27 protein-coding genes are annotated in these 21,758 nt (G+C 58.1%); 16 read left to right on the top strand and 11 right to left on the bottom strand.

The window, feature by feature from the left end:
• The first annotated feature begins 32 nt into the window (after positions 1-32).
• Together rlmB and KB890_RS12010 are read left to right on the top strand one after the other, a co-directional pair.
• Entirely contained in the window at positions 33-764 is a 732-nt protein-coding gene (gene rlmB / locus KB890_RS12015; RefSeq protein ID WP_002885669.1) for a 23S rRNA (guanosine(2251)-2'-O)-methyltransferase RlmB, read from the top strand.
• 124 nt (positions 765-888) lie between these two features.
• Entirely contained in the window at positions 889-2,526 is a 1,638-nt protein-coding gene (locus KB890_RS12010; protein ID WP_004178342.1) for an isovaleryl-CoA dehydrogenase, read from the top strand.
• Here KB890_RS12010 and yjfN read toward each other — a convergent pair.
• On the bottom strand, positions 2,517-2,792 hold the full coding sequence (gene yjfN / locus KB890_RS12005; RefSeq protein ID WP_002885673.1) for a DUF1471 family protease activator YjfN: 276 nt from the start codon (positions 2,790-2,792) through the stop codon (positions 2,517-2,519). The two genes, KB890_RS12010 and yjfN, sit on opposite strands and share 10 nt — an antisense overlap.
• Positions 2,793-2,929: 137 nt before the next feature.
• A complete protein-coding gene (bsmA, locus tag KB890_RS12000; RefSeq protein WP_002885674.1) occupies positions 2,930-3,238 on the bottom strand; it encodes a biofilm peroxide resistance protein BsmA in 309 nt (102 codons plus the stop codon).
• A 209-nt stretch (positions 3,239-3,447) separates the two neighbouring features.
• Between bsmA and yjfP the strand changes: the two genes are divergently transcribed.
• Positions 3,448-4,164 carry an esterase gene (gene yjfP / locus KB890_RS11995; protein ID WP_004178343.1) on the top strand — a complete coding sequence of 239 codons (717 nt, stop codon included), beginning with the start codon at positions 3,448-3,450 and terminating at the stop codon, positions 4,162-4,164.
• Here the strand turns inward: yjfP and ulaR are convergent.
• Positions 4,161-4,916, bottom strand: coding sequence for an HTH-type transcriptional regulator UlaR (ulaR, locus tag KB890_RS11990; RefSeq protein ID WP_004177697.1), 756 nt, complete (start codon positions 4,914-4,916; stop codon positions 4,161-4,163). The two genes, yjfP and ulaR, sit on opposite strands and share 4 nt — an antisense overlap.
• Positions 4,917-5,023: 107 nt before the next feature.
• On the bottom strand, positions 5,024-6,088 hold the full coding sequence (gene ulaG, locus KB890_RS11985) for an L-ascorbate 6-phosphate lactonase (RefSeq protein ID WP_004194176.1): 1,065 nt from the start codon (positions 6,086-6,088) through the stop codon (positions 5,024-5,026).
• A 362-nt stretch (positions 6,089-6,450) separates the two neighbouring features.
• Between ulaG and ulaA the strand changes: the two genes are divergently transcribed.
• From ulaA to KB890_RS11955, 6 genes are read left to right on the top strand one after another with little or no spacing between them, the layout of a single operon-like run.
• The gene (ulaA, locus tag KB890_RS11980) at positions 6,451-7,851 is read left to right on the top strand and encodes a PTS ascorbate transporter subunit IIC (RefSeq protein ID WP_002885681.1); all 1,401 of its coding nucleotides are present in this window, start codon (positions 6,451-6,453) and stop codon (positions 7,849-7,851) included.
• A gap of 12 nt (positions 7,852-7,863) precedes the next feature.
• Positions 7,864-8,169 (top strand): PTS ascorbate transporter subunit IIB, encoded by a 306-nt coding sequence (gene ulaB, locus KB890_RS11975; RefSeq protein ID WP_002885682.1) that lies wholly within the window; start codon positions 7,864-7,866, stop codon positions 8,167-8,169.
• Between the two features lie 9 nt (positions 8,170-8,178).
• On the top strand, positions 8,179-8,646 hold the full coding sequence (gene ulaC / locus KB890_RS11970; RefSeq protein WP_002885683.1) for a PTS ascorbate transporter subunit IIA: 468 nt from the start codon (positions 8,179-8,181) through the stop codon (positions 8,644-8,646).
• Between the two features lie 13 nt (positions 8,647-8,659).
• Complete coding sequence (gene ulaD / locus KB890_RS11965; RefSeq protein WP_004178345.1) at positions 8,660-9,310, top strand: 3-keto-L-gulonate-6-phosphate decarboxylase UlaD; 651 nt, start codon at positions 8,660-8,662, stop codon at positions 9,308-9,310.
• A 9-nt stretch (positions 9,311-9,319) separates the two neighbouring features.
• A complete protein-coding gene (locus KB890_RS11960) occupies positions 9,320-10,174 on the top strand; it encodes an L-ribulose-5-phosphate 3-epimerase (protein WP_004178346.1) in 855 nt (284 codons plus the stop codon).
• Entirely contained in the window at positions 10,174-10,860 is a 687-nt protein-coding gene (locus KB890_RS11955; protein WP_004178347.1) for an L-ribulose-5-phosphate 4-epimerase, read from the top strand. Before KB890_RS11960 ends, KB890_RS11955 begins: the two co-directional genes overlap by 1 nt.
• A gap of 62 nt (positions 10,861-10,922) precedes the next feature.
• Here the strand turns inward: KB890_RS11955 and KB890_RS11950 are convergent, their stop codons facing one another.
• Both KB890_RS11950 and KB890_RS11945 read right to left on the bottom strand, forming a co-directional pair.
• Positions 10,923-12,116 carry an MFS transporter gene (locus KB890_RS11950; protein WP_004178348.1) on the bottom strand — a complete coding sequence of 398 codons (1,194 nt, stop codon included), beginning with the start codon at positions 12,114-12,116 and terminating at the stop codon, positions 10,923-10,925.
• Between the two features lie 149 nt (positions 12,117-12,265).
• Positions 12,266-12,541, bottom strand: coding sequence for a YdgH/BhsA/McbA family protein (locus tag KB890_RS11945; protein WP_004178349.1), 276 nt, complete (start codon positions 12,539-12,541; stop codon positions 12,266-12,268).
• Positions 12,542-12,881: 340 nt separating this feature from the next.
• On the opposite strand from KB890_RS11945, the gene rpsF reads away from it, so the two are divergent.
• The 4 genes from rpsF to rplI are packed head-to-tail and all read left to right on the top strand — an operon-like array spanning position 12,882 to position 14,320.
• Entirely contained in the window at positions 12,882-13,277 is a 396-nt protein-coding gene (gene rpsF / locus KB890_RS11940; RefSeq protein WP_002885691.1) for a 30S ribosomal protein S6, read from the top strand.
• A gap of 5 nt (positions 13,278-13,282) precedes the next feature.
• Positions 13,283-13,597 carry a primosomal replication protein N gene (priB, locus tag KB890_RS11935; RefSeq protein ID WP_002885722.1) on the top strand — a complete coding sequence of 105 codons (315 nt, stop codon included), beginning with the start codon at positions 13,283-13,285 and terminating at the stop codon, positions 13,595-13,597.
• Positions 13,598-13,601: 4 nt separating this feature from the next.
• Entirely contained in the window at positions 13,602-13,829 is a 228-nt protein-coding gene (gene rpsR / locus KB890_RS11930) for a 30S ribosomal protein S18 (protein ID WP_000135199.1), read from the top strand.
• Positions 13,830-13,870: 41 nt separating this feature from the next.
• Positions 13,871-14,320: a 50S ribosomal protein L9 gene (gene rplI / locus KB890_RS11925; protein WP_002886682.1), complete on the top strand. Its 450-nt coding sequence runs from the start codon at positions 13,871-13,873 to the stop codon at positions 14,318-14,320.
• Positions 14,321-14,428: 108 nt separating this feature from the next.
• Here rplI and KB890_RS11920 read toward each other — a convergent pair whose 3' ends face one another.
• The gene (locus KB890_RS11920) at positions 14,429-15,103 is read right to left on the bottom strand and encodes a LysM-like peptidoglycan-binding domain-containing protein (RefSeq protein ID WP_004177687.1); all 675 of its coding nucleotides are present in this window, start codon (positions 15,101-15,103) and stop codon (positions 14,429-14,431) included.
• Positions 15,104-15,321: 218 nt separating this feature from the next.
• Between KB890_RS11920 and fklB the strand changes: the two genes are divergently transcribed.
• Both fklB and cycA read left to right on the top strand, forming a co-directional pair.
• Positions 15,322-15,942 carry an FKBP-type peptidyl-prolyl cis-trans isomerase gene (gene fklB / locus KB890_RS11915; RefSeq protein ID WP_002886687.1) on the top strand — a complete coding sequence of 207 codons (621 nt, stop codon included), beginning with the start codon at positions 15,322-15,324 and terminating at the stop codon, positions 15,940-15,942.
• Between the two features lie 304 nt (positions 15,943-16,246).
• Positions 16,247-17,650 carry a D-serine/D-alanine/glycine transporter gene (gene cycA / locus KB890_RS11910; protein WP_002886688.1) on the top strand — a complete coding sequence of 468 codons (1,404 nt, stop codon included), beginning with the start codon at positions 16,247-16,249 and terminating at the stop codon, positions 17,648-17,650.
• 104 nt (positions 17,651-17,754) lie between these two features.
• Here cycA and ytfE read toward each other — a convergent pair whose 3' ends face one another.
• The 4 genes from ytfE to KB890_RS11890 form a co-directional block, all read right to left on the bottom strand.
• A complete protein-coding gene (gene ytfE / locus KB890_RS11905) occupies positions 17,755-18,417 on the bottom strand; it encodes an iron-sulfur cluster repair protein YtfE (RefSeq protein WP_004152016.1) in 663 nt (220 codons plus the stop codon).
• Between the two features lie 82 nt (positions 18,418-18,499).
• The gene (locus KB890_RS11900) at positions 18,500-19,471 is read right to left on the bottom strand and encodes a DMT family transporter (protein WP_002886691.1); all 972 of its coding nucleotides are present in this window, start codon (positions 19,469-19,471) and stop codon (positions 18,500-18,502) included.
• A 75-nt stretch (positions 19,472-19,546) separates the two neighbouring features.
• Positions 19,547-20,371: an AraC family transcriptional regulator gene (locus tag KB890_RS11895; protein WP_004894734.1), complete on the bottom strand. Its 825-nt coding sequence runs from the start codon at positions 20,369-20,371 to the stop codon at positions 19,547-19,549.
• A gap of 77 nt (positions 20,372-20,448) precedes the next feature.
• Positions 20,449-21,297, bottom strand: coding sequence for an SDR family oxidoreductase (locus KB890_RS11890; RefSeq protein ID WP_020324904.1), 849 nt, complete (start codon positions 21,295-21,297; stop codon positions 20,449-20,451).
• Between the two features lie 89 nt (positions 21,298-21,386).
• On the opposite strand from KB890_RS11890, the gene KB890_RS11885 reads away from it, so the two are divergent.
• A complete protein-coding gene (locus KB890_RS11885) occupies positions 21,387-21,758 on the top strand; it encodes a winged helix-turn-helix transcriptional regulator (RefSeq protein ID WP_004152015.1) in 372 nt (123 codons plus the stop codon).

Raw genomic sequence — 21,758 nt, 5'->3', positions numbered from 1 at the left:
GGCAGATAACAGAACCTAAAACGAGTACATCAATGAGTGAAATGATTTACGGCATCCATGCGGTGCAGGCACTGCTGGAGCGCGCACCTGAGCGTTTTCAGGAAGTTTATATTCTGAAAGGCCGTGAGGATAAGCGCTTGCTGCCGCTGATCCATGCCCTGGAAGCGCAGGGCGTGGTGATTCAGCTGGCCAACCGTCAGTTTCTTGATGAGAAGAGCGAAGGCGCTGTGCACCAGGGGATCATTGCCCGCGTGAAGCCGGGGCGTCAGTATCAGGAGAACGATCTGCCGGATCTGCTGGCGCAGCTCGATCAACCGTTCCTGCTGATCCTCGACGGCGTAACCGATCCGCACAACCTCGGCGCCTGCCTGCGTAGCGCTGACGCCGCCGGCGTGCATGCGGTGATCGTGCCAAAAGATCGTTCCGCTCAGTTGAATGCGACGGCGAAGAAAGTGGCCTGCGGCGCGGCGGAGAACGTCCCGCTGATCCGCGTCACCAACCTGGCGCGCACCATGCGTCTGCTGCAGGAAGAGAACGTCTGGATCGTCGGAACTGCAGGGGAAGCCGACCATACGCTGTTCCAGAGCAAAATGACCGGCCCGATGGCGCTGGTGATGGGCGCGGAAGGCGAAGGCATGCGTCGTCTGACCCGCGAACACTGTGATGAATTGATCAGCATCCCGATGGCGGGCAGCGTCTCCTCGCTGAACGTCTCGGTGGCTACCGGCATCTGTCTGTTTGAAGCAGTACGCCAGCGCAGCTAAGCTGAACCATCGACGAATCAAAAAAGCCATCCTCCGGGATGGCTTTTTTGTGACCGCTCTCGCGGGCGAGTATCCCTCCGGATAACCATACTTATGGCTATCGCCATTGATGGAGGGAGACACGATGCACTGGCAAACGCACACCGTTTTTAATCAACCCACCCCGCTGAATAACAGCAATCTGTTTCTGTCCGATACCGCTCTGCGTGAAGCAGTGGTCCGCGAAGGCGCCGGCTGGGATGGCGATCTGCTCGCCAGCATTGGCCAGCAGCTGGGGACAGCCGAATCGCTGGAGCTGGGACGCCTGGCCAACAGCAATCCGCCGGAGCTGCTGCGCTATGACGCCACCGGCGCCCGGCTGGACGACGTGCGCTTTCATCCCGCCTGGCACCTGCTGATGCAGGGGCTGTGCGCGAACCGGGTACATAACCTCGCCTGGCAGGAGGATGCCCGCGAAGGCGCGTTTGTTGCCCGCGCCGCCCGCTTTCTGCTCCATGCCCAGGTGGAGGCCGGGACGTTGTGCCCGATTACCATGACCTTCGCCGCGACGCCCCTGCTGCAGCACGCCCTGCCCGCGCCCTTTCGCGACTGGCTGTCGCCGCTGCTGAGCGACCGTTACGATCCGCACCTTGCGCCTGGCGGCCAGAAGCGCGGCCTGCTGATCGGCATGGGGATGACCGAGAAGCAAGGGGGGTCTGATGTGCTGAGCAATACCACTCGCGCGGAGAAAACGGCGGAAGGGTTTTACCGACTGGTGGGACACAAGTGGTTCTTCTCGGTGCCGCAGAGCGATGCTCACCTGGTGCTGGCTCAGGCTCCGGCGGGGCTCTCATGCTTCTTTGTGCCGCGTCTGCTGCCCGACGGGCAGCGTAACGGCGTGCGTCTTGAACGCTTAAAAGAGAAGCTCGGCAACCGCTCCAACGCCAGTAGCGAAGTGGAGTTTTATGAGGCCTGCGGCTGGCTGGTGGGCGACGAAGGCGACGGCGTGCGGCAGATCCTCAGGATGGGCGGCCTGACCCGCTTTGACTGCGCGCTGGGCAGCCATGCCCTGATGCGTCGCGCCTTCTCGGTGGCGCTGTATCACGCGCTACAGCGTCAGGCGTTTGGCAAAAACCTGGTCGAACAGCCGATGATGCGCCAGCTGCTGGGGCAAATGGCGCTCCGTCTGGAGGGGCAGACCGCGTTTCTGTTTCGCCTGGCGCGGGCCTGGGATCGTCGGGATGATGCCCGGGAAAGCGCCTGGGCGCGCCTGTTTACGCCTGCGGCCAAGTTTGCCATCTGTAAGGCCGGTATCCCGTTTGTCGCCGAGGCGATGGAAGTGCTGGGCGGCATCGGCTATTGCGAGGAGAGCGAACTACCGCGGTTGTATCGCGAGATGCCGGTCAACAGCATCTGGGAAGGCTCCGGCAATATTATGTGCCTCGATGTGATGCGGGTGCTCAGCAAGCAGCCGGCGGCGATGGAGCTGCTGGCCGCGGAGTGTGCGGAGGTGAAAGGACAGAACCGCCATCTCGACCGCGCATGGCGTCAGCTGCAGCAACTGCTGAAACGACCCGCCGAAGAGCAGGGGAGAGAGATTGCCCGGCTGGTCTATCGTCTTGGCGCGGGGGCGCAGATGCTGCGCCATGCTTCGCCGCCGCTGGCCGAAGCCTGGTGCCGGATGATGCTCGACACCCGCGGCGGCATACGTCTTGACGCGCCGACCCTCGACGACCTGCTGCTGCGGGCTATGGGGCGCGGGCGCCAGGCGCCTCAGGCGTAGAGAATGGCCTGCACGCGCCAGCTGTCCGGCTGTTGTTCCTCGTACATCTGAATAATGCGATACCAGGAGGCGCCTTGCTCGTCTGCTTTGCGGGCAATGGCGTGCTCTACATCCTGTTGGCTACCGGAAAGATTAGTGACGGAGATCAGACCGATTTCATTCAGGCCAGTGACGCAATCCGCGCTGGCGAATTCGGCTGACTGCGCGGACGTATTGGCCGTCGCAGCGGTTAACAGCAGGCTGGATAGGGTAAAAGATCGTTTCATCGTCAGCTCCATTTCACGTAGTCCCAAGGGCAGTCCGTTGCTAACGTCCTGCCAGGTGGCTGGCCGAACGTTATTATGCACAGGAGAACGTGAATGGACGCAAAGCTGTGTAAAGCAGATTTAAAGACGCCGCCTCGTTATCGACGATAGAGGATCGCCTGCGAATACCACTGGCCGGGTACCATGGTGTCATCGATCATGATGATGACGTAGTAATCGGCTTTGGCTGCTTCTGCTTTGGCCTTCAGCGCCGCTTCGACATCCATCGGCGAACCGTACATCAGTACGCTTACCGTGGCCATTTTCTGCAGGCCAGCAGTCTGGTAGCGCTGGATCTCCTGCGGATGGTCGGTGGCGGGCGGCGGGGCTTCCGGCGTTCCCTGCAGGGCGCTACACCCGCTGAGGACGATAGCCAGTAACCACGGTGAAAACCTGCGCATAACCATATCTCGTTTCCTGATAGTGATAGTGTAGTGGTAGCCTTAACAGGATTGCCGGGGAATGTTCCCGAACTGTTATCTCTGACGCGATTTTCGAATGAAAATGTTGTGAAAGCGTAACCGGGTTCTCAACATTATGAATCGTAGCAAACTGGGTTGCCTGGTGAATGAATTTTCCCATGACGCCTAACCACGATAGAGAAGGAAGACGATAAATGATTGCACTAGAAATGCGCAACCTCGGCGGTGGTGAAATTTTACATGCCTGTCCGCAGGAGAGTCTGGATAAGCCCTTGCCCTGTATCGTCTTTTATCATGGCTTTACCTCGTCGAAGCTGGTCTACAGCTACTTTGCGGTGGCGCTGGCCGAGGCCGGATTCCGGGTGATCATGCCGGACGCGCCGGAGCATGGGGCGCGCTATCAGGGCGATGAGGCCGGGCGGATGCAGCGCTTCTGGCCGATTCTGCAGCAGAATTTCAGGGAGTTTCCTGCGCTGCGCGAGGCGATAATCGCTGAAGGATGGCTGGAAGGGGAGCGGCTGGCGGTGGCGGGCGCTTCGATGGGGGGAATGACGGCGCTGGGCATCATGACGCATCACCCCGAGCTGAACAGCGTCGCCTGTCTGATGGGGTCGGGCTATTTTCGTTCCCTGTCGCAAACCCTGTTCCCCTCGCCTGATTTTGATGTCGATAGCCTCAACGAATGGGATGTCAGCCATCAGCTGGCGTCCCTTGCCCGGCGGCCGCTATTGCTCTGGCATGGCGATGCCGATGACGTGGTGCCGCCGGAAGAAACCTTTCGACTAGAGCAGGCGCTCCGGCAGGCTGACCTTGCCGCCAGGCTGACCTGCGTCTGGCAGAAAGGCGTCCGCCATCGCATTACGCCAGAGGCGCTGGCTACCACGGTCGCCTTTTTTCAGCAGCACCTTTAAACGCGGATTACGCTGACGCCCTGATCCTCAAGCTGTTTGAGGATCGCGGCATCGGCCTGTTTGCCGGTGATCACCACGTCTATTTGTCCGGCCTGGCTGAATAGCATCCCGGCGCGCTCGCCGATCTTGCTGCTGTCGACCAGCACCGCCAGTTTGCCGACCACGTTAAGCATTTTTTGCTCGGCCATGGCGGTCAACATATCCGTTTTGTAGAGGCCTTCGGCGGTGAGCCCTTTGCCGCTGGTAAACATCCAGTGTCCGGCATAGAGGCTGTTCTCGCTACCGTGGGGGCTGAGGGTGATGGCGTGGCTGCGGTTGTACTGGCCGCCCATGATAATCACGCTGTCATGCTCCTGGTCGATCAGGTAGTTAGCCAGCGGCAGATAGTTGGTGATGATCTGCACCGGTTTGCCGCACAGTTCCCGACCCAACAGAAAGGCGGTGGAGCCGCAGTTAATGACGATGCTCTCACCCGGCGCGATCAGTTGCGAAGCGGCGCGTGCAATACGCACTTTTTCATCCAGATTTTGCGCCTGGTGGATGTTCATCGGCGTCCAGCGGGGGCGCTGTTCGCTAATGGCTTCCGCGCCATTACGAACCTTTTTCAGTTTGCCGCTTTCATCCAGCTTGTTGATATCACGTCGGGCGGTAGCGGGTGAGATCCCGAGCCGCGACATCACCTGCTCCACGGTAACAAACCCCGTTTGGGCGAGCAGATCCAGCAGAATTTGGTGCCTTTGCGCTTCCGTCATGAGCGAATCCGATTAAAAGTGAACGGCAAAGATGATATTTGAAATCATGTGAAAATACTAACCCTGCGGCGGGGTATTTCCGGCAGGCAGGGCCTGCCGGCGGCGACTTACAGGAAGGATTTGAAAGGCAGATCCGGCTCAATGGTGAAGCAATCGTCGAAACCGCGCGGGTAGTGATATTCGAAATTGTCTTTATCCAGCGGCCAGGTAAATTTGCCGCCGACCTGCCAGATAAACGGCTTGAAGCCGTACTTCAGACGATCCTTTTTCATCTCCCACAGAACGCGGATCTCCTGCGGATCGGCCTGAAAGTTTGACCAGATATCATGGTGGAACGGGATCACAACTTTGGCGTTGAGCGACTCTGCCATGCGCAGGATATCGGCGCTGGTCATTTTGTCGGTGATCCCGCGCGGGTTCTCGCCATACGAGCCGAGGGCGACGTCAATCCGATGCTCGTTGCCATGCTTCGCGTAGTAGTTGGAGTAGTGGGAATCGCCGCTGTGGTACAGGTTGCCGCCCGGTGTTTTAAACAGGTAGTTGACCGCGCGCTGGTCCATGCCGTCCGGCAGTACGCCAGCGGCTTTTTGGTCCGCCGGGAGGGTGATCAGCGCGGTGCGATCGAACGCATCGAGCGCATGGATCTCAATGTCTTTGATCTTCACGACATCGCCAGGTTTCATGACGATACAGCGCGCTTTCGGCACGCCCCAACCGATCCACAGGTCGACGCAGGTTTTCGGGCCGATAAACGGCACATCGGCCGGGCAGTTCTGCATGACGGCGGCGGCGACGTTGACGTCAATATGATCGTTGTGATCGTGGGTCGCGAGGACCGCGTCAATCTGGCGAATGGCGAACGGATCCAGCACGAACGGCGTGGTGCGCAGGTTAGGCTGTAATTTTTTCACGCCTGCCATCCGCTGCATCTGGTGGCCGGTTTTCATCAGCGGATTGCCGTGGCTCTGTTTGCCAGTGCCGCACCAGAAATCGACGCAGACGTTAGCCCCGCCTTCGGATTTTAACCAGATACCGGTACAGCCGAGCCACCACATGGCGAAGGTGCCGGGCGCAACCTGCTCCTGCTCAATCTCTTCATTCAGCCAGCTGCCCCATTCCGGAAAGGTGTTCAGGATCCATGATTCACGGGTGATGGTCTGTACTTTACTCATCGTGCTCTTCCTCGTATTTTCAATAGTAATCAAATTTTGATTGGTTTTGATTTATGTTGTCACTGGATTTTCAAGATTGCAATCTTGTTTTCCATCAATTTTACGAAGAGATGCGCATCATCTCTTAGGGGTTCCAGCATCCATAAAGGTTGTGCTTTGTTTTATCTATATGATTTGAAAATGTTTAATTATGTTTCGGCGCTACTGATCGGCAATAGTCACAATGAAATAGAGGATTATTGCGGCGCGCGTCACATTTAATCAAATTCAATCTTGTTGTGATTATTTTTGATTATTAGAGTGGGCAGCGAGAAATGCTGAGCGTAAGGCGCGTTCAGCGCCTTCACCATCGGGAGTGTGTTATGGCAATCCTCTACAACATCTTTACCGTTTTCTTTAATCAGGTGATGACCAATGCCCCGCTGCTGCTGGGTATCGTCACCTGTCTGGGCTATATCCTGCTGCGCAAAAGCGTCAGCGTGATTATTAAAGGCACGATCAAAACCATTATCGGCTTCATGCTGTTACAGGCCGGCTCCGGCATCCTCACCAGCACTTTTAAACCGGTGGTGGCGAAAATGTCAGAGGTGTACGGCATCAACGGCGCGATCTCTGACACCTATGCCTCGATGATGGCGACCATCGACCGGATGGGCGAGGCCTATAGCTGGGTGGGCTATGCGGTGCTGCTGGCGCTGGCGCTCAACATCTGTTACGTCCTGCTGCGCCGGATAACCGGCATCCGCACCATCATGCTGACTGGCCATATCATGTTTCAGCAGGCGGGGCTGATCGCCGTCTCGTTCTTTATCTTTGGTTACGGAATGTGGACGACCATCATCTGTACCGCCGTGCTGGTCTCCCTGTACTGGGGTATCACCTCCAACATGATGTTCAAGCCGACTCAGCTGGTCACCGACGGCTGCGGCTTCTCCATCGGTCACCAGCAGCAGTTTGCCTCGTGGATTGCCTACAAAGTGGCGCCGTATCTGGGGAAAAAAGAGGAGAGTGTGGAAGACCTCAAGCTGCCAGGCTGGCTCAATATCTTCCACGACAACATCGTTTCCACCGCGATTGTCATGACCATTTTCTTTGGCGCGATCCTGCTTTCCTTTGGTATTGACGTCGTGCAGGCGATGGCGGGGAAAACCCACTGGACGGTCTATATCCTGCAGACCGGTTTCTCCTTCGCGGTGGCCATTTTCATCATTACCCAGGGCGTGCGGATGTTCGTCGCCGAACTGTCCGAAGCCTTCAACGGTATCTCGCAACGCCTGATCCCCGGCGCGGTGCTGGCGATTGACTGCGCCGCGATCTATAGCTTTGCGCCGAATGCGGTGGTGTGGGGCTTTATGTGGGGCACCATCGGCCAGCTGATTGCCGTCGGCATTCTGGTTGGCATTGGCTCTTCAATTCTGATTATTCCGGGCTTTATCCCGATGTTCTTCTCCAACGCGACGATTGGCGTCTTTGCCAACCACTTCGGCGGCTGGCGCGCGGCGCTCAAAATCTGCCTGGTGATGGGCATGGTTGAAATTTTCGGTTGCGTGTGGGCGGTGAAGCTCACCGGTATGAGCGCCTGGATGGGAATGGCGGACTGGTCGATTCTGGCGCCGCCGATGATGCAGGGCTTCGCCTCCATCGGGCTGGCGTTTATGGCCGTCATCATCCTGATTGCTCTCGCTTATATGTTCTTCGCTGGCCGCGCGCTGCGCGCCGAAGAAGACGCGGAAAAACAACTGGCAGAGGCCTCTGCCCAATAAGGAGTTCTGATTATGACCGTACGTATTCTGGCTGTGTGTGGTAACGGGCAAGGCAGTTCTATGATCATGAAAATGAAAGTGGATCAGTTCCTGACGCAATCCAATATCGACCACACGGTGAACAGCTGCGCGGTGGGTGAATACAAAAGCGAACTAAACGGCGCGGATATCATCATCGCTTCAACCCATATCGCGGGGGAGATTACCGTCTCCGGCAATAAACACGTGGTGGGGGTGCGTAATATGCTTTCCCCCGCGGATTTCGGGCCAAAGCTGCTGGAGGTGATTAAAGCTCATTTCCCGCAGGACGTGAAATAAGGAGCGGCTATGAAACTCCATGAATCACTGGCGCAGAATCACTCCATTCGCCTGCAGGCGGAAGCGGAAACCTGGCAGGAGGCGGTGAAAATCGGCGTCGATCTGCTGGTGGCCGCCGACGTGGTGGAACCGCGCTACTACCAGGCAATCCTCGACGGCGTCGCGCAGCACGGCCCCTATTTTGTGATCGCTCCGGGATTAGCCATGCCGCACGGGCGGCCGGAAGAGGGCGTCAAAAAAACCGGCTTTGCGCTGGTCACGCTAAAGAAACCGCTGATTTTCAACCACGAAGATAACGACCCGGTCGACATCCTGATCACCATGGCGGCGGTTGACGCCACCACCCACCAGGAAGTGGGCATCATGCAGATCGTTAACCTGTTTGATGACGAAGCCAATTTCGACCGTTTACGCGCCTGCCGCAGCGAGCAGGAAGTGCTGGATTTAATCAAAAACGCCACCGCGGCGGCTGTTTAAAAGGAACACTATCATGTCATTACCTATGTTACAGGTCGCCCTGGACAACCAAACGCTGGCCAGCGCTTATGAAACAACCCGTCTGATCGCCGAAGAGGTAGATATCATTGAAGTCGGCACTATCCTCTGCGTCGGTGAAGGTGTACGCGCGGTGCGCGATCTGAAAGCGCTGTATCCGCATAAAATCGTGCTGGCGGACGCCAAAATTGCCGATGCCGGCAAGATCCTGTCGCGGATGTGCTTCGAAGCCAACGCCGACTGGGTCACGGTGATCTGCTGCGCCGATATCAACACCGCCACAGGGGCGCTGGACGTCGCCAAAGAGTTCAACGGCGATGTGCAAATTGAGCTGACCGGCTTCTGGACCTGGGAGCAGGCGCAGGCGTGGCGCGAGGCGGGTATTCAGCAGGTGGTCTATCACCGCAGCCGCGACGCGCAGGCGGCAGGCGTGGCGTGGAGTGAGGCGGATATCAGCGCGATTAAGCGTCTGTCTGATATGGGCTTCAAAGTGACCGTCACCGGCGGGCTGGCGCTGGAAGACCTGCCGCTGTTTGCCGGGATCCCTGTTCACGTCTTTATTGCCGGACGCAGCATCCGCGATGCCGCCTCGCCGGTGGAAGCGGCGCGCCAGTTTAAACGCTCTATCGCCCAGCTGTGGGGTTAAGGAGCGACTATGTTGGCGAAATCCATTCCGCTCGGCATCTATGAAAAAGCGCTCCCCGCCGGGGAGTGCTGGCTGGAGCGGCTAAAGCTTGCAAAAGCGCTGGGCTTTGATTTCGTTGAGATGTCTCTCGATGAAACGGACGCCCGCCTTGCGCGGCTGGACTGGAGCCCGGAGCAGCGTCTGGCGCTGGTCAAGGCGGTGGCTGAAACCGGCGTCCGGGTGCCGTCGATGTGCCTTAGCGCCCATCGCCGTTTTCCGCTGGGTAGCGAAGACGACGCGGTGCGGCATCAGGGGCTGGAAATTATGCGTAAAGCTATTCAGCTGGCGCAGGATGTGGGGATTCGGGTGATCCAGCTGGCAGGCTACGACGTCTATTACCAGCAGGCGAACGATGAGACGCGCCGCCGCTTTCGTGACGGCCTGAAACAGAGCGTCGAGATGGCCAGCCGAGCCCAGGTAACCCTGGCGATGGAGATCATGGACTACCCGCTGATGAACTCGATCAGTAAAGCGCTGGGCTATGCCCATTACCTGAATAATCCGTGGTTCCAGCTTTACCCGGATATCGGCAATCTGTCGGCGTGGGATAACGACGTCCAGATGGAACTGAAGGCGGGGAGCGGGCATATCGTGGCGGTACACGTCAAAGACACGAAACCTGGCGTCTTTAAAAACGTGCCGTTCGGCGAAGGGGTGGTCGATTTTGTCCGCTGCTTCGAAACGCTCAAGCAGACCGGCTACTGCGGACCGTACCTGATTGAGATGTGGAGCGAAGCCAGCGCTGACCCGCTGGCGGAGGTGGCGAAGGCGCGTGACTGGGTGAAGGCGCGGATGGCCCGCGCGGGCCTGATGGAGGCGGCATAATGCAACAGCTGAAACAGCAGGTGTTCGAGGCCAATATGGATCTGCCGCGCTACGGCCTGGTGACCTTTACCTGGGGTAACGTTAGCGCCATTGATCGGCAGCGTGGGCTGGTGGTGATTAAGCCCAGCGGCATCGCCTACGAGTCAATGACCGTCGATGACATGTCGGTGGTTGATCTGCAGGGGCACGTGGTGGAAGGGCGCTGGCGTCCCTCCTCTGATACCGCCACCCATCTGGCGCTCTATCGCCGTTATCCCGACCTTGGCGGGGTGGTGCATACCCATTCGACGCACGCCACCGCCTGGGCGCAGGCGGGGCTGGCGATCCCGGCGCTCGGCACCACCCATGCGGACTACTTCTTCGGCGATATTCCCTGCACCCGGGCGCTTAGCGCACAGGAGGTGGACGAGGCCTACGAGCTGAACACCGGGCAGGTGATTATCGAAACGCTGGGTGAGGCCAATCCGCTGCATACGCCGGGGATCGTCGTCTATCAGCACGGGCCATTTGCCTGGGGCAAAGACGCCCACGAGGCGGTACACAACGCGGTGGTGATGGAAGAGGTGGCGCGCATGGCGTGGATTGCCCACGGCATTAATCCGCAGTTGCAGCCCATCGATAGCTGGCTGATGAATAAGCATTTTCAGCGTAAGCATGGGCCAAACGCCTACTATGGGCAAAAGTAGATAGCGCGCTCCGGGGCTTTCACCGTCACGGTGAAACAACTGGTCTGGCCCCGGAGCCGTTTTTAATCCTGACGATAGGCCGACGGCATCACGCGCATGCCGATGAGCGTGACCACGCAAATTATCGCCCCGGCGTAAAACGTCGAGGCGGCGCCGAAGGTTTCCCACAGTACCCCCGCGCCGGTGCTGGCCAGCAGCAGAGCCAGGCCACTCATCAGATTAAACATACCGAACGCCGTGCCGCGTAGCTCCGGTGGCGCCGTATGGGCGATCATCGCCGCCAGCAGGCCCTGGGTCATTCCCATATGAATCCCCCACAGCGCGACGCCGATCAGCAGCGTGCTCCAGTGGCCGCTGAGCGCCAGCACGATATCGGCGAGGATCAGCACCAGCAGCCCCCACTGCAGCAGTTTGCTGTGGCTCATGCTGTCTGAGAGTTTACCGAACGGGTAAGCCGTGAGGCTGTAGACCAGGTTCATCGCCACCATCACCAGCGGGATGGTATAGAGCGGGATCTCCATCTGCTGGGCGCGCAGCACCAGAAAGGCTTCGCTGAAGCGGGCGAGGGTGAAAATGCTGCCGATCGCGACCACCCACCAGTAGGCGGCGGAGAGCTTTTTCAGGTTTTCGCGCTTCAGCGGATTGCTGCGTTTGTGCGCGATGGCGGATTTTGGCTCCTGTAGGCCGAATCCGAGCAGGAGAATGGAGAGCACGGCGGGAATGACCGCCACCCAGAAAATAGCGTGAAAATCGTTGGCCCAGATAAACATCAGCAGCACCGCCAGCAGCGGGCCGAGAAAGGCGCCGACGGTATCCAGCGCCTGGCGTAGTCCGTAGGCGGCGCCGCGGATCTCCGGCGGGGTGACGTCGGCGACCAGCGCATCGCGCGGCGCGCCGCGAATACCTTTGCCTACGCGGTCAATCATGCGGGCGCTAAACACCACCCCGGCGGTAGGGGCGATGGCAAACAGCGGCTTACTGAGCGCGCCCAGGCCGTAGCCCAGCAGCGCCAGTCCTTTACGCTTGCCGACATAGTCGCTGATTGCGCCGGAGAAGACCTTCAGGATCAGGGCGGTGGCTTCCGCCAGTCCCTCGATAAGACCGATAATTATCACGCTGGCGCCGAGGGTAGTGGCCATAAACAGCGGTAAGAGGCTGTGGATCATCTCGGAGGAGACATCCATCAGCAGGCTGACGCCGCCGAGTACCCAAACGCCTTTGGGGATACGGCCTAAGGTGGCGAAACGCGGAACCATCAATCACTCCTGATTATCAAATGGCGAGTGGCTGATTAAATCAGGTTGCGATGACGCTGGTAAGTCGGTTTGTAAAATAATTCTCAATTGCGTTTGGGCGCAGACCTCGCTTCGCCCCTCGCGAGGAGAGGCGAAGAATCGGGCAGGCGTTAGCGGTATATCACCGCGCTGGCGCGAAGCGGGCCGTTGGTTTCGGGTTCGTGCATCAGGATAGGCTGAAAGTATTTCGCCCCCTGCGCATCGCTCGTCTGGCTAAGGGCCTGTTCGGCCTCGTGCTCAGTGGCCATATTGTGATTGATATAGATAACGCCGAGGCTCTGCACGTCGTCCATGTTGCGGGCCTGACGTTCGGTGATTTGGATAGCTGCCAGCGCGTTGGCGCTGAAGAAAAGCGCAGCCATCATGGCGATGATTTTCAGTTTCATATACTACGCTCCTGACTGACACTCCTGACGCTGACTCGGGGCTCTCCTGTGGTCGTTAGGCTTTGATATAAGTGTAATCGCTGCGCGTTCATCGCATGGCGACCTTTTCTGATGCAGTTGTTCAAAAAAATGCCGCTTCCTTTATTGGTTGATTTTAAATCACCCACTTAGCCCAGCTTGGCGCTTAGTGCGAATTATTTGTGCAAATGCGCTTGTGTTCCTGAGGGGCCGCCATTAGAATGACGCGTCAATTTTTCAGCCGCCCTTTAACACGTTCCTTGCCTCCATGGGCCGCGGCTGACCCAGACAGGAGGCTGAATAATCCGTAAGGAGCAATTCGATGCGTCATTACGAAATCGTTTTTATGGTCCATCCTGACCAGAGCGAACAGGTTCCGGGCATGATCGAACGTTACACTGGTGCAATTACTGCAGCAGCAGGTACGATCCACCGTCTGGAAGACTGGGGCCGCCGTCAGCTGGCTTATCCGATCAACAAACTGCACAAAGCTCACTACGTTCTGATGAACGTTGAAGCGCCGCAGGAAGCGATCGATGAGCTGGAAACTAACTTCCGCTTCAACGACGCCGTTATCCGCAGCATGGTAATGCGTACTAAGCACGCTGTTACCGAAGCATCTCCGATGGTTAAAGCGAAAGACGAGCGCCGTGAGCGTCGCGAAGATTTCGCCAACGAAACCGCAGATGATTCTGAAGCTGGGGATTCTGAAGAGTAATCCTGATGACCAACCGTCTGGAGCTGTCCGGCATTATTTGCAGGACTCCACTTCGTAAGGTCAGCCCGTCAGGAATTCCTCACTGCCAGTTCGTGCTTGAGCATCGTTCAGTGCAGGAGGAAGCCGGTTTTCACCGGCAGGCATGGTGTCAAATGCCCGTTATTATTAGCGGTCATGAGAACCAGGCCATTACTCACAGTATAACGGTCGGTAGCGCAGTAACCGTTCGAGGGTTCATCTCTTGCCATAAGGCAAAGAACGGCTTGAGCAAAATGGTTCTGCATGCCGAGCAGATTGAATTGATAGATTCTGGAGACTAGCCATATGGCACGTTATTTCCGTCGTCGCAAGTTCTGCCGTTTCACCGCGGAAGGCGTTCAAGAGATCGACTATAAAGATATCGCTACGCTGAAAAACTACATCACCGAAAGCGGTAAGATTGTCCCGAGCCGTATCACCGGTACCCGTGCAAAATACCAGCGTCAGCTGGCTCGCGCTATCAAACGCGCTCGCTACCTGTCCCTGCTGCCGTACACTGATCGTCATCAGTAATCGGTCACGGTCCATTAATACGACTTTGAGAGGATAAGGTAATGCAAGTTATTCTGCTTGATAAAGTAGCAAACCTGGGTAGCCTGGGTGATCAGGTTAACGTTAAAGCGGGCTACGCTCGTAACTTCCTGGTCCCGCAGGGTAAAGCTGTTCCTGCTACCAAGAAAAACGTTGAATTCTTCGAAGCACGTCGCGCTGAACTGGAAGCCAAACTGGCTGACGTTCTGGCAGCAGCTGAAGCTCGTGCTGAGCAGATCAACGCCCTGGAATCCGTAACCATCGCGTCTAAAGCTGGCGACGAAGGTAAACTGTTCGGTTCCATCGGTACTCGCGACATCGCTGACGCTGTTACTGCAGCAGGCGTTAAAGTTGCTAAGAGCGAAGTTCGCCTGCCGAACGGCGTTCTGCGTAACGTTGGCGAGCACGAAGTGAACTTCCAGGTTCACAGCGAAGTATTCGCTAAAGTTATCATCAACGTGGTTGCTGAGTAATCGGCCTCTGACGTTCTGGTAACAACAAACCGCCGGCCTTGTGCCGGCGTTTTGCTTTTTAGCGCCTTTCATTTTGCGGCGGCGTAACGCTTGCTGTCGTCTTCTCTGCTATCGCGCACGCACAAAGCTGCCGTTCGACTGGCGGGTAAACAGCACCTGCTGGCCGTTGCCGGTATCGATAGTGAGCCCGGTGACCACGCCGTTGGCGTTCTGCCGAATCTGCACCGTCTGTCCGCTCTGCAAAGTACTTAGCGGCTTGCCAGCGCCTTCAACCTGCGCCATGGCGTAGACGTCAGTGGCCGGCAGCCCATGATCGCGGAACAGCTGCGCCAGGGTTTTGCCTGACTCGATGCGATAGGTCCGCCATTGCTGCTCAATACCCGGCGCGGACTGCTGTGATGAGGATTGATAAGGCTGGGTGGCGGCGGGCTGCTGCGTCTGCGCTTGATCCGGCTGCTCATCCTGAATCGGCTCCGGGGCGACCGGCGCCATCTGATCGGCGTCGCTCACGGTAGGCGTATTAGTGATCGGCGGCAGCGGAACGGCCTGATTGCCGCCAGCTTGCGGCTGGGACTGCGACTGTAGGTTCAGGTTCGCTTCACGGCTGGTGGACGCCGGGCTTTGGCTATCATCGGAGGGAAGCAGAATACCGATAATAACCAACAGGAAGCCAGCGATAATTCCCCGGCGGTGCATCGGAGGCAGCGGGTCCAGGAGGCGAAAATGATCCGGGGCGTGCCAGATTTTCGCCAGGGTAGATGTCAGTTCAAAGCGCCCGGGCATGGCTTTCCTCCTGCTCCGCATATTTATATCCTGCTCATGAGTATAGATGGCTAACGTCCTGATGACCGGAACAAAGTGAAGTTAACCTGCTGCCGCCTATTGTTTCTTTTTCGCTGAGATTTGTCATCATCCGCCGACAAAGTTTTACCCATTTCGCTATGGCTGTTATGCTTTCGCACGCTTTTATCTTGATGTTTATCACCCAAAAAGGAACAACGATGGCAACCCCAACTTTTGACACTATCGAAGCGCAGGCAAGTTACGGTATCGGCTTGCAGGTTGGACAACAGCTGAGCGAATCCGGCCTGCAGGGGCTGCTGCCGGAAGCGCTGGTGGCGGGTATCGCCGATGCGCTGGAAGGTAACCAGCCGCAGGTGCCGGTGGAAGCCGTTCACCGCGCGCTGCGTGAAATCCACGAGCGTGCTGACGCTGTGCGTCGCGAGCGTTTTCAGGCCATGGCCGCTGACGGCCAAAAATACCTTGATGAAAACCGCGAGAAAGAGGGTGTGAACAGCACCGAGTCTGGTCTGCAGTTCCGCGTACTGACCCAGGGCGAAGGCCCGATCCCGGCGCGTACTGACCGCGTTCGCGTGCACTACACTGGCAAACTGATCGACGGCACCGTCTTCGACAGCTCCGTCGCTCGCGGTGAACCGGCTGAATTCCCGGTGACCGGCGTGATCGGCGGCTGGATTGAAGCGCTGACTCTGATGCCGGTAGGTTCCAAATGGGAACTGACGATCCCGCACAACCTCGCCTACGGTGAGCGCGGCGCTGGCGCATCGATTCCTCCGTTCAGCACCCTGATCTTCGAAGTTGAACTGCTGGACATTATCTAAACAGCAGCGGCTTCCTCTTCCCCGCGGCAGGGGAAGCCATAAAAATAGCGTAAAATCCTTAAGTTAAAAATTAATTGGAATTATGTTTTGCATTCATCACGTATGGGTGTATTTTTGTGAGCTATTTCGCGTTAGATGAGTGATATAACACTCACTTTAAACATAAAATTAACATTATATCTAAATCATAGTATTCATCCCTCCGATTCTTACCTAATATCGACTAGCCCTTGCTGGGGTTAATGACAGACGACGGGCCATCAGAGCCTGAACAACACAGACAGGTACAACAGGAAGAAATCACATGGTAGATCAGGTTAAAGTCGCTGCTGTCGAGCAGGAGCCGACTGAACAATCGCTACGGCGAAATCTCACAAACCGACATATTCAGCTGATCGCGATTGGCGGAGCGATCGGCACCGGGTTATTTATGGGTTCTGGCAAAACCATCAGCCTTGCCGGACCATCCATTATCTTTGTTTATATGATTATCGGTTTTATGCTGTTTTTCGTGATGCGTGCCATGGGCGAATTACTGCTGTCGAACCTCGAATATAAATCCTTTAGCGACTTCGCGGCCGATCTGCTGGGGCCGTGGGCGGGCTACTTTACCGGCTGGACCTACTGGTTCTGCTGGGTAGTGACCGGGATGGCGGACGTTGTCGCCATCACCGCCTACGCGCAGTTCTGGTTTCCCGGACTCTCCGACTGGGTCGCCTCGCTGGCGGTGATCCTGCTGCTGCTGGGCCTGAACCTGGCCACCGTCAAGATGTTTGGCGAAATGGAGTTCTGGTTCGCGATGATCAAAATTGTCGCCATCGTGGCGCTGATCGTGGTCGGCCTGGTAATGGTGATGATGCATTTCAAATCGCCGACCGGGGTCGAAGCCTCTTTTGCCCACCTGTGGAATGACGGCGGCTGGTTCCCGAAAGGGCTGAGCGGCTTCTTCGCCGGCTTCCAGATTGCGGTGTTTGCCTTCGTGGGGATTGAGCTGGTGGGGACCACCGCCGCCGAAACCAAAGACCCGGAAAAGTCCCTGCCGCGAGCGATTAACTCCATCCCGCTGCGTATCATTATGTTCTACGTCTTCGCGCTGATTGTGATTATGTCGGTGACGCCGTGGAGCTCCGTGGTGCCGAGCAAGAGCCCGTTCGTTGAGCTGTTCGTGCTGGTTGGTCTGCCGGCGGCGGCGAGCCTGATCAACTTCGTGGTGCTGACCTCCGCGGCCTCCTCGGCCAACAGCGGCGTGTTCTCTACCAGCCGTATGCTGTTCGGTCTGGCGCAGGATGGTCAGGCGCCGAAGATGTTCGCCAAGCTGTCGAAGCGTGCGGTGCCGGCGAAGGGCTTAACCTTCTCCTGCATGTGTCTGCTGGGCGGGGTGGTGATGCTGATGGTCAACCCGAGCGTGATTGCCGCCTTCACCATGATCACCACGGTGTCGGCGATCCTGTTTATGTTCGTCTGGACCATCATCCTTTGCTCTTACCTGGCGTATCGCAAAAACCGCCCTCAGCTGCATGAGAAGTCGAGCTACAAGATGCCGCTAGGTAAAGTCATGTGCTGGGTGTGCATGGCCTTCTTCGTCTTTGTGCTGGTGCTGTTGACCCTGGAAGACGATACCCGTGAAGCGCTGATGGTCACCCCGCTGTGGTTTGTGCTGCTGGGCGCGGGCTGGCTGTTTGCCGGCAAAAAACGGCTGGCGAAATAAACGAAAATTTTAACGTTGCTTGCAACGGCCCGTCATAAAAAAGGCCACCCGGAGTGGCCAAATAAGACGGACAATGTCGAGGGCGCCTGCGGGCGCCTTTTTCTTTACTTTCCGCCGAGGGCGCGCGGGAACAGCACATTATTTTCCAGGCTGATGTGTTCCATCAGATCGTCGATCATCTCGTTGATACCGTTATACATCGCCTTCCAGGTGGTACAGGCTTCCGGCGGCGGCGTCACGTTGTGGGTGATGTGCTTAATGACTTCCAGCAGTTCACCCGCTTCATCATGCTCGCTTTCCATCACGCTGATCGGCCCCCCGGCCTGGGCGCCCATTCCCTGTTTGATCATCGGGAACAGGATCTGTTCCTCTTTCATCATGTGGCTGGAAAGCTCCTGATGCAGCATGGTCAGGTACTTAGTCAGTCCTTTCGGTACGTTCGGTTTATCGGCATGGACGCGTTCAACCTTGGTGGCCTGCAGGATCAGCTCCGGCAGCTGTTCACGGTGCCGGTCGTGATAGCGAACGATGATATGGTCGATAATCTCCGCGAGGGGCGCCGCGCGCCAGTCGCGGGAAAGAGGCTGCTCGGCCAGTTTCGCCAGCTCGGCTTCAATCACCGCGACATCCAGCGCTTTGCGCGATGCGGCGCGCGCCAGGGTCTGTTTGCCGCCGCAGCAGTAATCCATATCGTATTGACGGAACAGGGCGGAGGCGCGCGGGATGGTCAGCGCCAGCTCGCCTAAAGGTTGGTCACGGAAAGCCATAGCAGTTACCTCGTCATCAGGAATATAAGATGTATTTTAAATGCATCTTTTTGGCGAGGGAATACCCCTTAAGGAGGCGAGGCTACTTTTTTTCGTCCGCCAGCGGCTGCAGCATCGGTTTTTCCGGTCTGGCGCGTACGGCAGAGACCACGCCGAGCACCAGCAGCAGGATGCCGCTCAGGGTCAGCAGCGGCGGTAAGCTTTGCCGCAGCAGGAAGGTATACAGCAGTCCGGCCAGGGTTTCGAAGACGATAAGCGGGCCGAGGATCACCGTCGGCAGCCGCTGGCTGGCAATATTCCAGCATAGCGCGCCGACCCATGAGCAGAGCACCGCGATGGCCAGCATCAGCGTAATAAACACCGCCGGACGCGGGCCGAAGGGCAGGGGAAACCCGGCCTGCTGACCGTGCAGCCAGGCGCAGGCGGCGAGATAGCCGGCCAGCGAAACCGGAAGCGTCACCAGCGCCTGAGCGGTAGCCCACATCATTGGCGGTTGATGCGGGTTCTCCCGCAGCCAGCGGGCGTTGCGCAGGGCATACCAGGCCCAGCAGACCACCGATCCCAGCGCCAGCGCAATGCCGGAGCCGTAGCGCCACGGGCTAAAATTCGGCAGCCCCTGACGCAGCTCCGCGACGTTAACGCAGATCAGGCCCACAGCGATGCAGATCAGCGCCGGAAACAGGCGTCGCCACGGCAGCTTCCCGTCGCGCTGGCTGTAGAGCAGATTGGCGAACACCGGCAGTACCACCGGCAGCGTGCCGATAATCATGGTGGAAACCGGCGCCCCGGTGCGCTGAATGGCGCTGGCCAGGCAGACGTAATAGATAAGGTTCCCCATCATTGTCAGGCCCAGCGCGGTCCACCAGTCGTGCCGGCTCAACTGGCGCAGTCGCGCGCGCCCGAGCCACGCCAGCGGCAGGGCGATCAGGCCCAGCGCCAGATAGCGTCCCATCGACTGCAGCATCGCCGGATACTCTGGCACCAGCAAAGGCCCGACAAAAATTAACCCCCACATCAGCCCCGCCAGCAGGGCGTACAGCACACCACTAATCATCATTGCATCCGTTGTCATTACCGTTGTCTGCAGTGTAGAAGGGGGGCGGGCAGGAATATTGTATGAGATTGCGCATTAGCGCCTGGCGACCTGCTTCTGATAGCGCACCGGCGTAATACCGTAACGCAGGGTGAAGGCGCGGGTCAGGTGGGACTGGTCGGTGAGGCCGACGGCAATCGCTACTTCGGCGGCGGGCATGCCGTGGGTGAGAAACGCCTTGGCGCGCCACAGACGGATAGCCATCAGCATCTGGTGGGGCGTCACGTGATAGTGGGCTTTAAACTGGCGCTGAAAGTGGTACGGGCTCAGCGCTGCCACCTGCGCCAGCTCGTCGAGGGTGATGGGACGCATATAGTTATCGTGCAGGTAATCGCGCACGCGGTCAAAGCGATGTCCGGCCTCACCTTGCGCAGAGGCATAGTGGGCCAGAGGGCGGAAGGCGTCGATGAGGTCGAGCAGCAGTCCCTGCTGGGCCAGCGGATCGTCGCTATGCCACAGGCCATAAATCAGCTGGCCAATCTGTCGGGAACGCAGGGGATCCTCGCGGACCACCTCGCTGAACCACCAGTCGCGCACCCCGGTGATGGCTTCCAGACGGTCCGGCTCCAGATAAATCATCCGGTAGCGCCAGCCGTCGGCGGTTTCCGCTTCGCCGGTGTGCAGCTCGTCGGGATTCATGGTGACAATGGAGTTTGCGGCGGCAATATGCTGACTGCCGCGGTAGCGAAAGCGCTCCGCGCCTTGCTCAATCACGCCGATGCCGAAGGCTTCGTGGGTATGGGGTTCAAAGGCGTAGCGGGATATATGGGCGTGGTAAAGCTCCACCCCGGGCAGCTGTTCGAGATGGCGAAAGCGCGCGCGGTCTTTTTCATCACTAAATTGGAGTGGTACGCCCTGCATGCCTGCCTCCCGACGGTTATCCCTTCAATATGAGAGAGGAACCGCCGGGACGCAACCGCAAAAGCTGAGAGGGGCGGTTACAGAATGCCTTTTACACTCACGGCAAGGGAGGTGGTCGGGCGGCCGATCAGCGTACTCAGGGTGCGGCTGTCGTCAAACAGTCCGCCTTTCGACGCGCCGACGTCGGAATCCGCCAGCATATCGGCAAGCCCGGCCGGCAGGCCGACGCTTTTCAGCGCGGCGGCGAAATCGGCTTCGCTGAGGTTCTGGTAGACCACGTTTTTCCCGCTTTGCTTGCTCAGCTCGGCAGCCAGGTCGCTCAGCGTCCAGGCGTTATCACCCGCCAGTTCGTAAATTTTGCCTTCATGACCCTCACTGGCGATAACGCGGGCGGCAGCGGCGGCATAATCCGCGCGGGTGGCGGAGGCGATTTTACCCTCGCTGGCGGCGCCGATAAACACGCCATGCTCCAGCGCCGGCGGCGCGCTGGCCAGATAGTTTTCGGTATACCAGCCGTTACGCAGCAGGGCGTAAGCGATACCAGAGTCGGCCAGCATCTGCTCGGTTTCGATATGCTCTGCGGCCAGACCCAGCGGCGAAGTGTCGGCATGCAGCAGGCTGGTATAGGCGATGAATTTCACCCCGGCGGCTTTGGCGGCGTTAATGACGTTGCGGTGCTGTACAGCACGCTGGCCGACTTCGCTGGAGGAGATTAACAGCAGTTTATCCACGCCCTGCAGCGCGGCGGTCAGCGCCGCTTCGTCGCTGTAGTCGGCCTGGCGGACAACCACGCCCTGCTGGCTGAGCGCCTGGGCTTTGGCCGGGTTGCGGACAATCGCCACAATCTGGCTGGCAGGGACGGTGTTAAGCAGGTCTTGCAGAACGTAGTGGCCAAGCTGGCCGGTGGCACCGGTAAGAGCGATCATGGGTCTTCTCCTTCGTGTTTATTGGCAATTGTGGTAAGCTACCACCTTAACTAACTTTTAGTAAGTACGTACAAAAAGGTAAGTGTGAAATGGCCGAACCGACGCTGAGCGAGAAACTGCGCACCGGCAATTTGTTTGCGGAACAGTGCCCGTCGCGCGATGTGCTTAAACATGTCACCAGCCGCTGGGGCGTGTTGATTCTGGTGGCGCTGCGCGAGGGAACCCACCGTTTCAGCGATCTGCGCCGTAAGATGGGCGGGGTCAGCGAAAAGATGCTGGCGCAGTCGCTGCAGGCGCTGGAGCAGGATGGTTTTATCGATCGCGTCTCTTATCCGGTGGTGCCCCCGCACGTTGAATATAGCCTGACGCCGCTCGGCCTGCAGGTGAGCGAGAAGGTGGCCGCCCTGGCGGACTGGATCGAGGTTAATCTGCCCTCGGTGCTGGCTAACCACGGGGAGTGA

This window comes from Klebsiella sp. P1954 (assembly GCF_018199955.1).
In the GTDB taxonomy this organism is placed as follows: Bacteria; Pseudomonadota; Gammaproteobacteria; order Enterobacterales; family Enterobacteriaceae; genus Klebsiella; species Klebsiella pneumoniae.
This window is presented reverse-complemented; position numbering and strand designations above follow the sequence as displayed.

Coding starts and splice junctions, on each gene's coding strand:
- rlmB (WP_002885669.1), top strand. CDS start 33: ATGAGTGAAATGATTTACGGCATCCATGCGGTGCAGGCACTGCTGGAG.
- KB890_RS12010 (WP_004178342.1), top strand. CDS start 889: ATGCACTGGCAAACGCACACCGTTTTTAATCAACCCACCCCGCTGAAT.
- yjfN (WP_002885673.1), bottom strand. CDS start 2,792: ATGAAACGATCTTTTACCCTATCCAGCCTGCTGTTAACCGCTGCGACG.
- bsmA (WP_002885674.1), bottom strand. CDS start 3,238: ATGGTTATGCGCAGGTTTTCACCGTGGTTACTGGCTATCGTCCTCAGC.
- yjfP (WP_004178343.1), top strand. CDS start 3,448: ATGATTGCACTAGAAATGCGCAACCTCGGCGGTGGTGAAATTTTACAT.
- ulaR (WP_004177697.1), bottom strand. CDS start 4,916: ATGACGGAAGCGCAAAGGCACCAAATTCTGCTGGATCTGCTCGCCCAA.
- ulaG (WP_004194176.1), bottom strand. CDS start 6,088: ATGAGTAAAGTACAGACCATCACCCGTGAATCATGGATCCTGAACACC.
- ulaA (WP_002885681.1), top strand. CDS start 6,451: ATGGCAATCCTCTACAACATCTTTACCGTTTTCTTTAATCAGGTGATG.
- ulaB (WP_002885682.1), top strand. CDS start 7,864: ATGACCGTACGTATTCTGGCTGTGTGTGGTAACGGGCAAGGCAGTTCT.
- ulaC (WP_002885683.1), top strand. CDS start 8,179: ATGAAACTCCATGAATCACTGGCGCAGAATCACTCCATTCGCCTGCAG.
- ulaD (WP_004178345.1), top strand. CDS start 8,660: ATGTCATTACCTATGTTACAGGTCGCCCTGGACAACCAAACGCTGGCC.
- KB890_RS11960 (WP_004178346.1), top strand. CDS start 9,320: ATGTTGGCGAAATCCATTCCGCTCGGCATCTATGAAAAAGCGCTCCCC.
- KB890_RS11955 (WP_004178347.1), top strand. CDS start 10,174: ATGCAACAGCTGAAACAGCAGGTGTTCGAGGCCAATATGGATCTGCCG.
- KB890_RS11950 (WP_004178348.1), bottom strand. CDS start 12,116: ATGGTTCCGCGTTTCGCCACCTTAGGCCGTATCCCCAAAGGCGTTTGG.
- KB890_RS11945 (WP_004178349.1), bottom strand. CDS start 12,541: ATGAAACTGAAAATCATCGCCATGATGGCTGCGCTTTTCTTCAGCGCC.
- rpsF (WP_002885691.1), top strand. CDS start 12,882: ATGCGTCATTACGAAATCGTTTTTATGGTCCATCCTGACCAGAGCGAA.
- priB (WP_002885722.1), top strand. CDS start 13,283: ATGACCAACCGTCTGGAGCTGTCCGGCATTATTTGCAGGACTCCACTT.
- rpsR (WP_000135199.1), top strand. CDS start 13,602: ATGGCACGTTATTTCCGTCGTCGCAAGTTCTGCCGTTTCACCGCGGAA.
- rplI (WP_002886682.1), top strand. CDS start 13,871: ATGCAAGTTATTCTGCTTGATAAAGTAGCAAACCTGGGTAGCCTGGGT.
- KB890_RS11920 (WP_004177687.1), bottom strand. CDS start 15,103: ATGCCCGGGCGCTTTGAACTGACATCTACCCTGGCGAAAATCTGGCAC.
- fklB (WP_002886687.1), top strand. CDS start 15,322: ATGGCAACCCCAACTTTTGACACTATCGAAGCGCAGGCAAGTTACGGT.
- cycA (WP_002886688.1), top strand. CDS start 16,247: ATGGTAGATCAGGTTAAAGTCGCTGCTGTCGAGCAGGAGCCGACTGAA.
- ytfE (WP_004152016.1), bottom strand. CDS start 18,417: ATGGCTTTCCGTGACCAACCTTTAGGCGAGCTGGCGCTGACCATCCCG.
- KB890_RS11900 (WP_002886691.1), bottom strand. CDS start 19,471: ATGATTAGTGGTGTGCTGTACGCCCTGCTGGCGGGGCTGATGTGGGGG.
- KB890_RS11895 (WP_004894734.1), bottom strand. CDS start 20,371: ATGCAGGGCGTACCACTCCAATTTAGTGATGAAAAAGACCGCGCGCGC.
- KB890_RS11890 (WP_020324904.1), bottom strand. CDS start 21,297: ATGATCGCTCTTACCGGTGCCACCGGCCAGCTTGGCCACTACGTTCTG.
- KB890_RS11885 (WP_004152015.1), top strand. CDS start 21,387: ATGGCCGAACCGACGCTGAGCGAGAAACTGCGCACCGGCAATTTGTTT.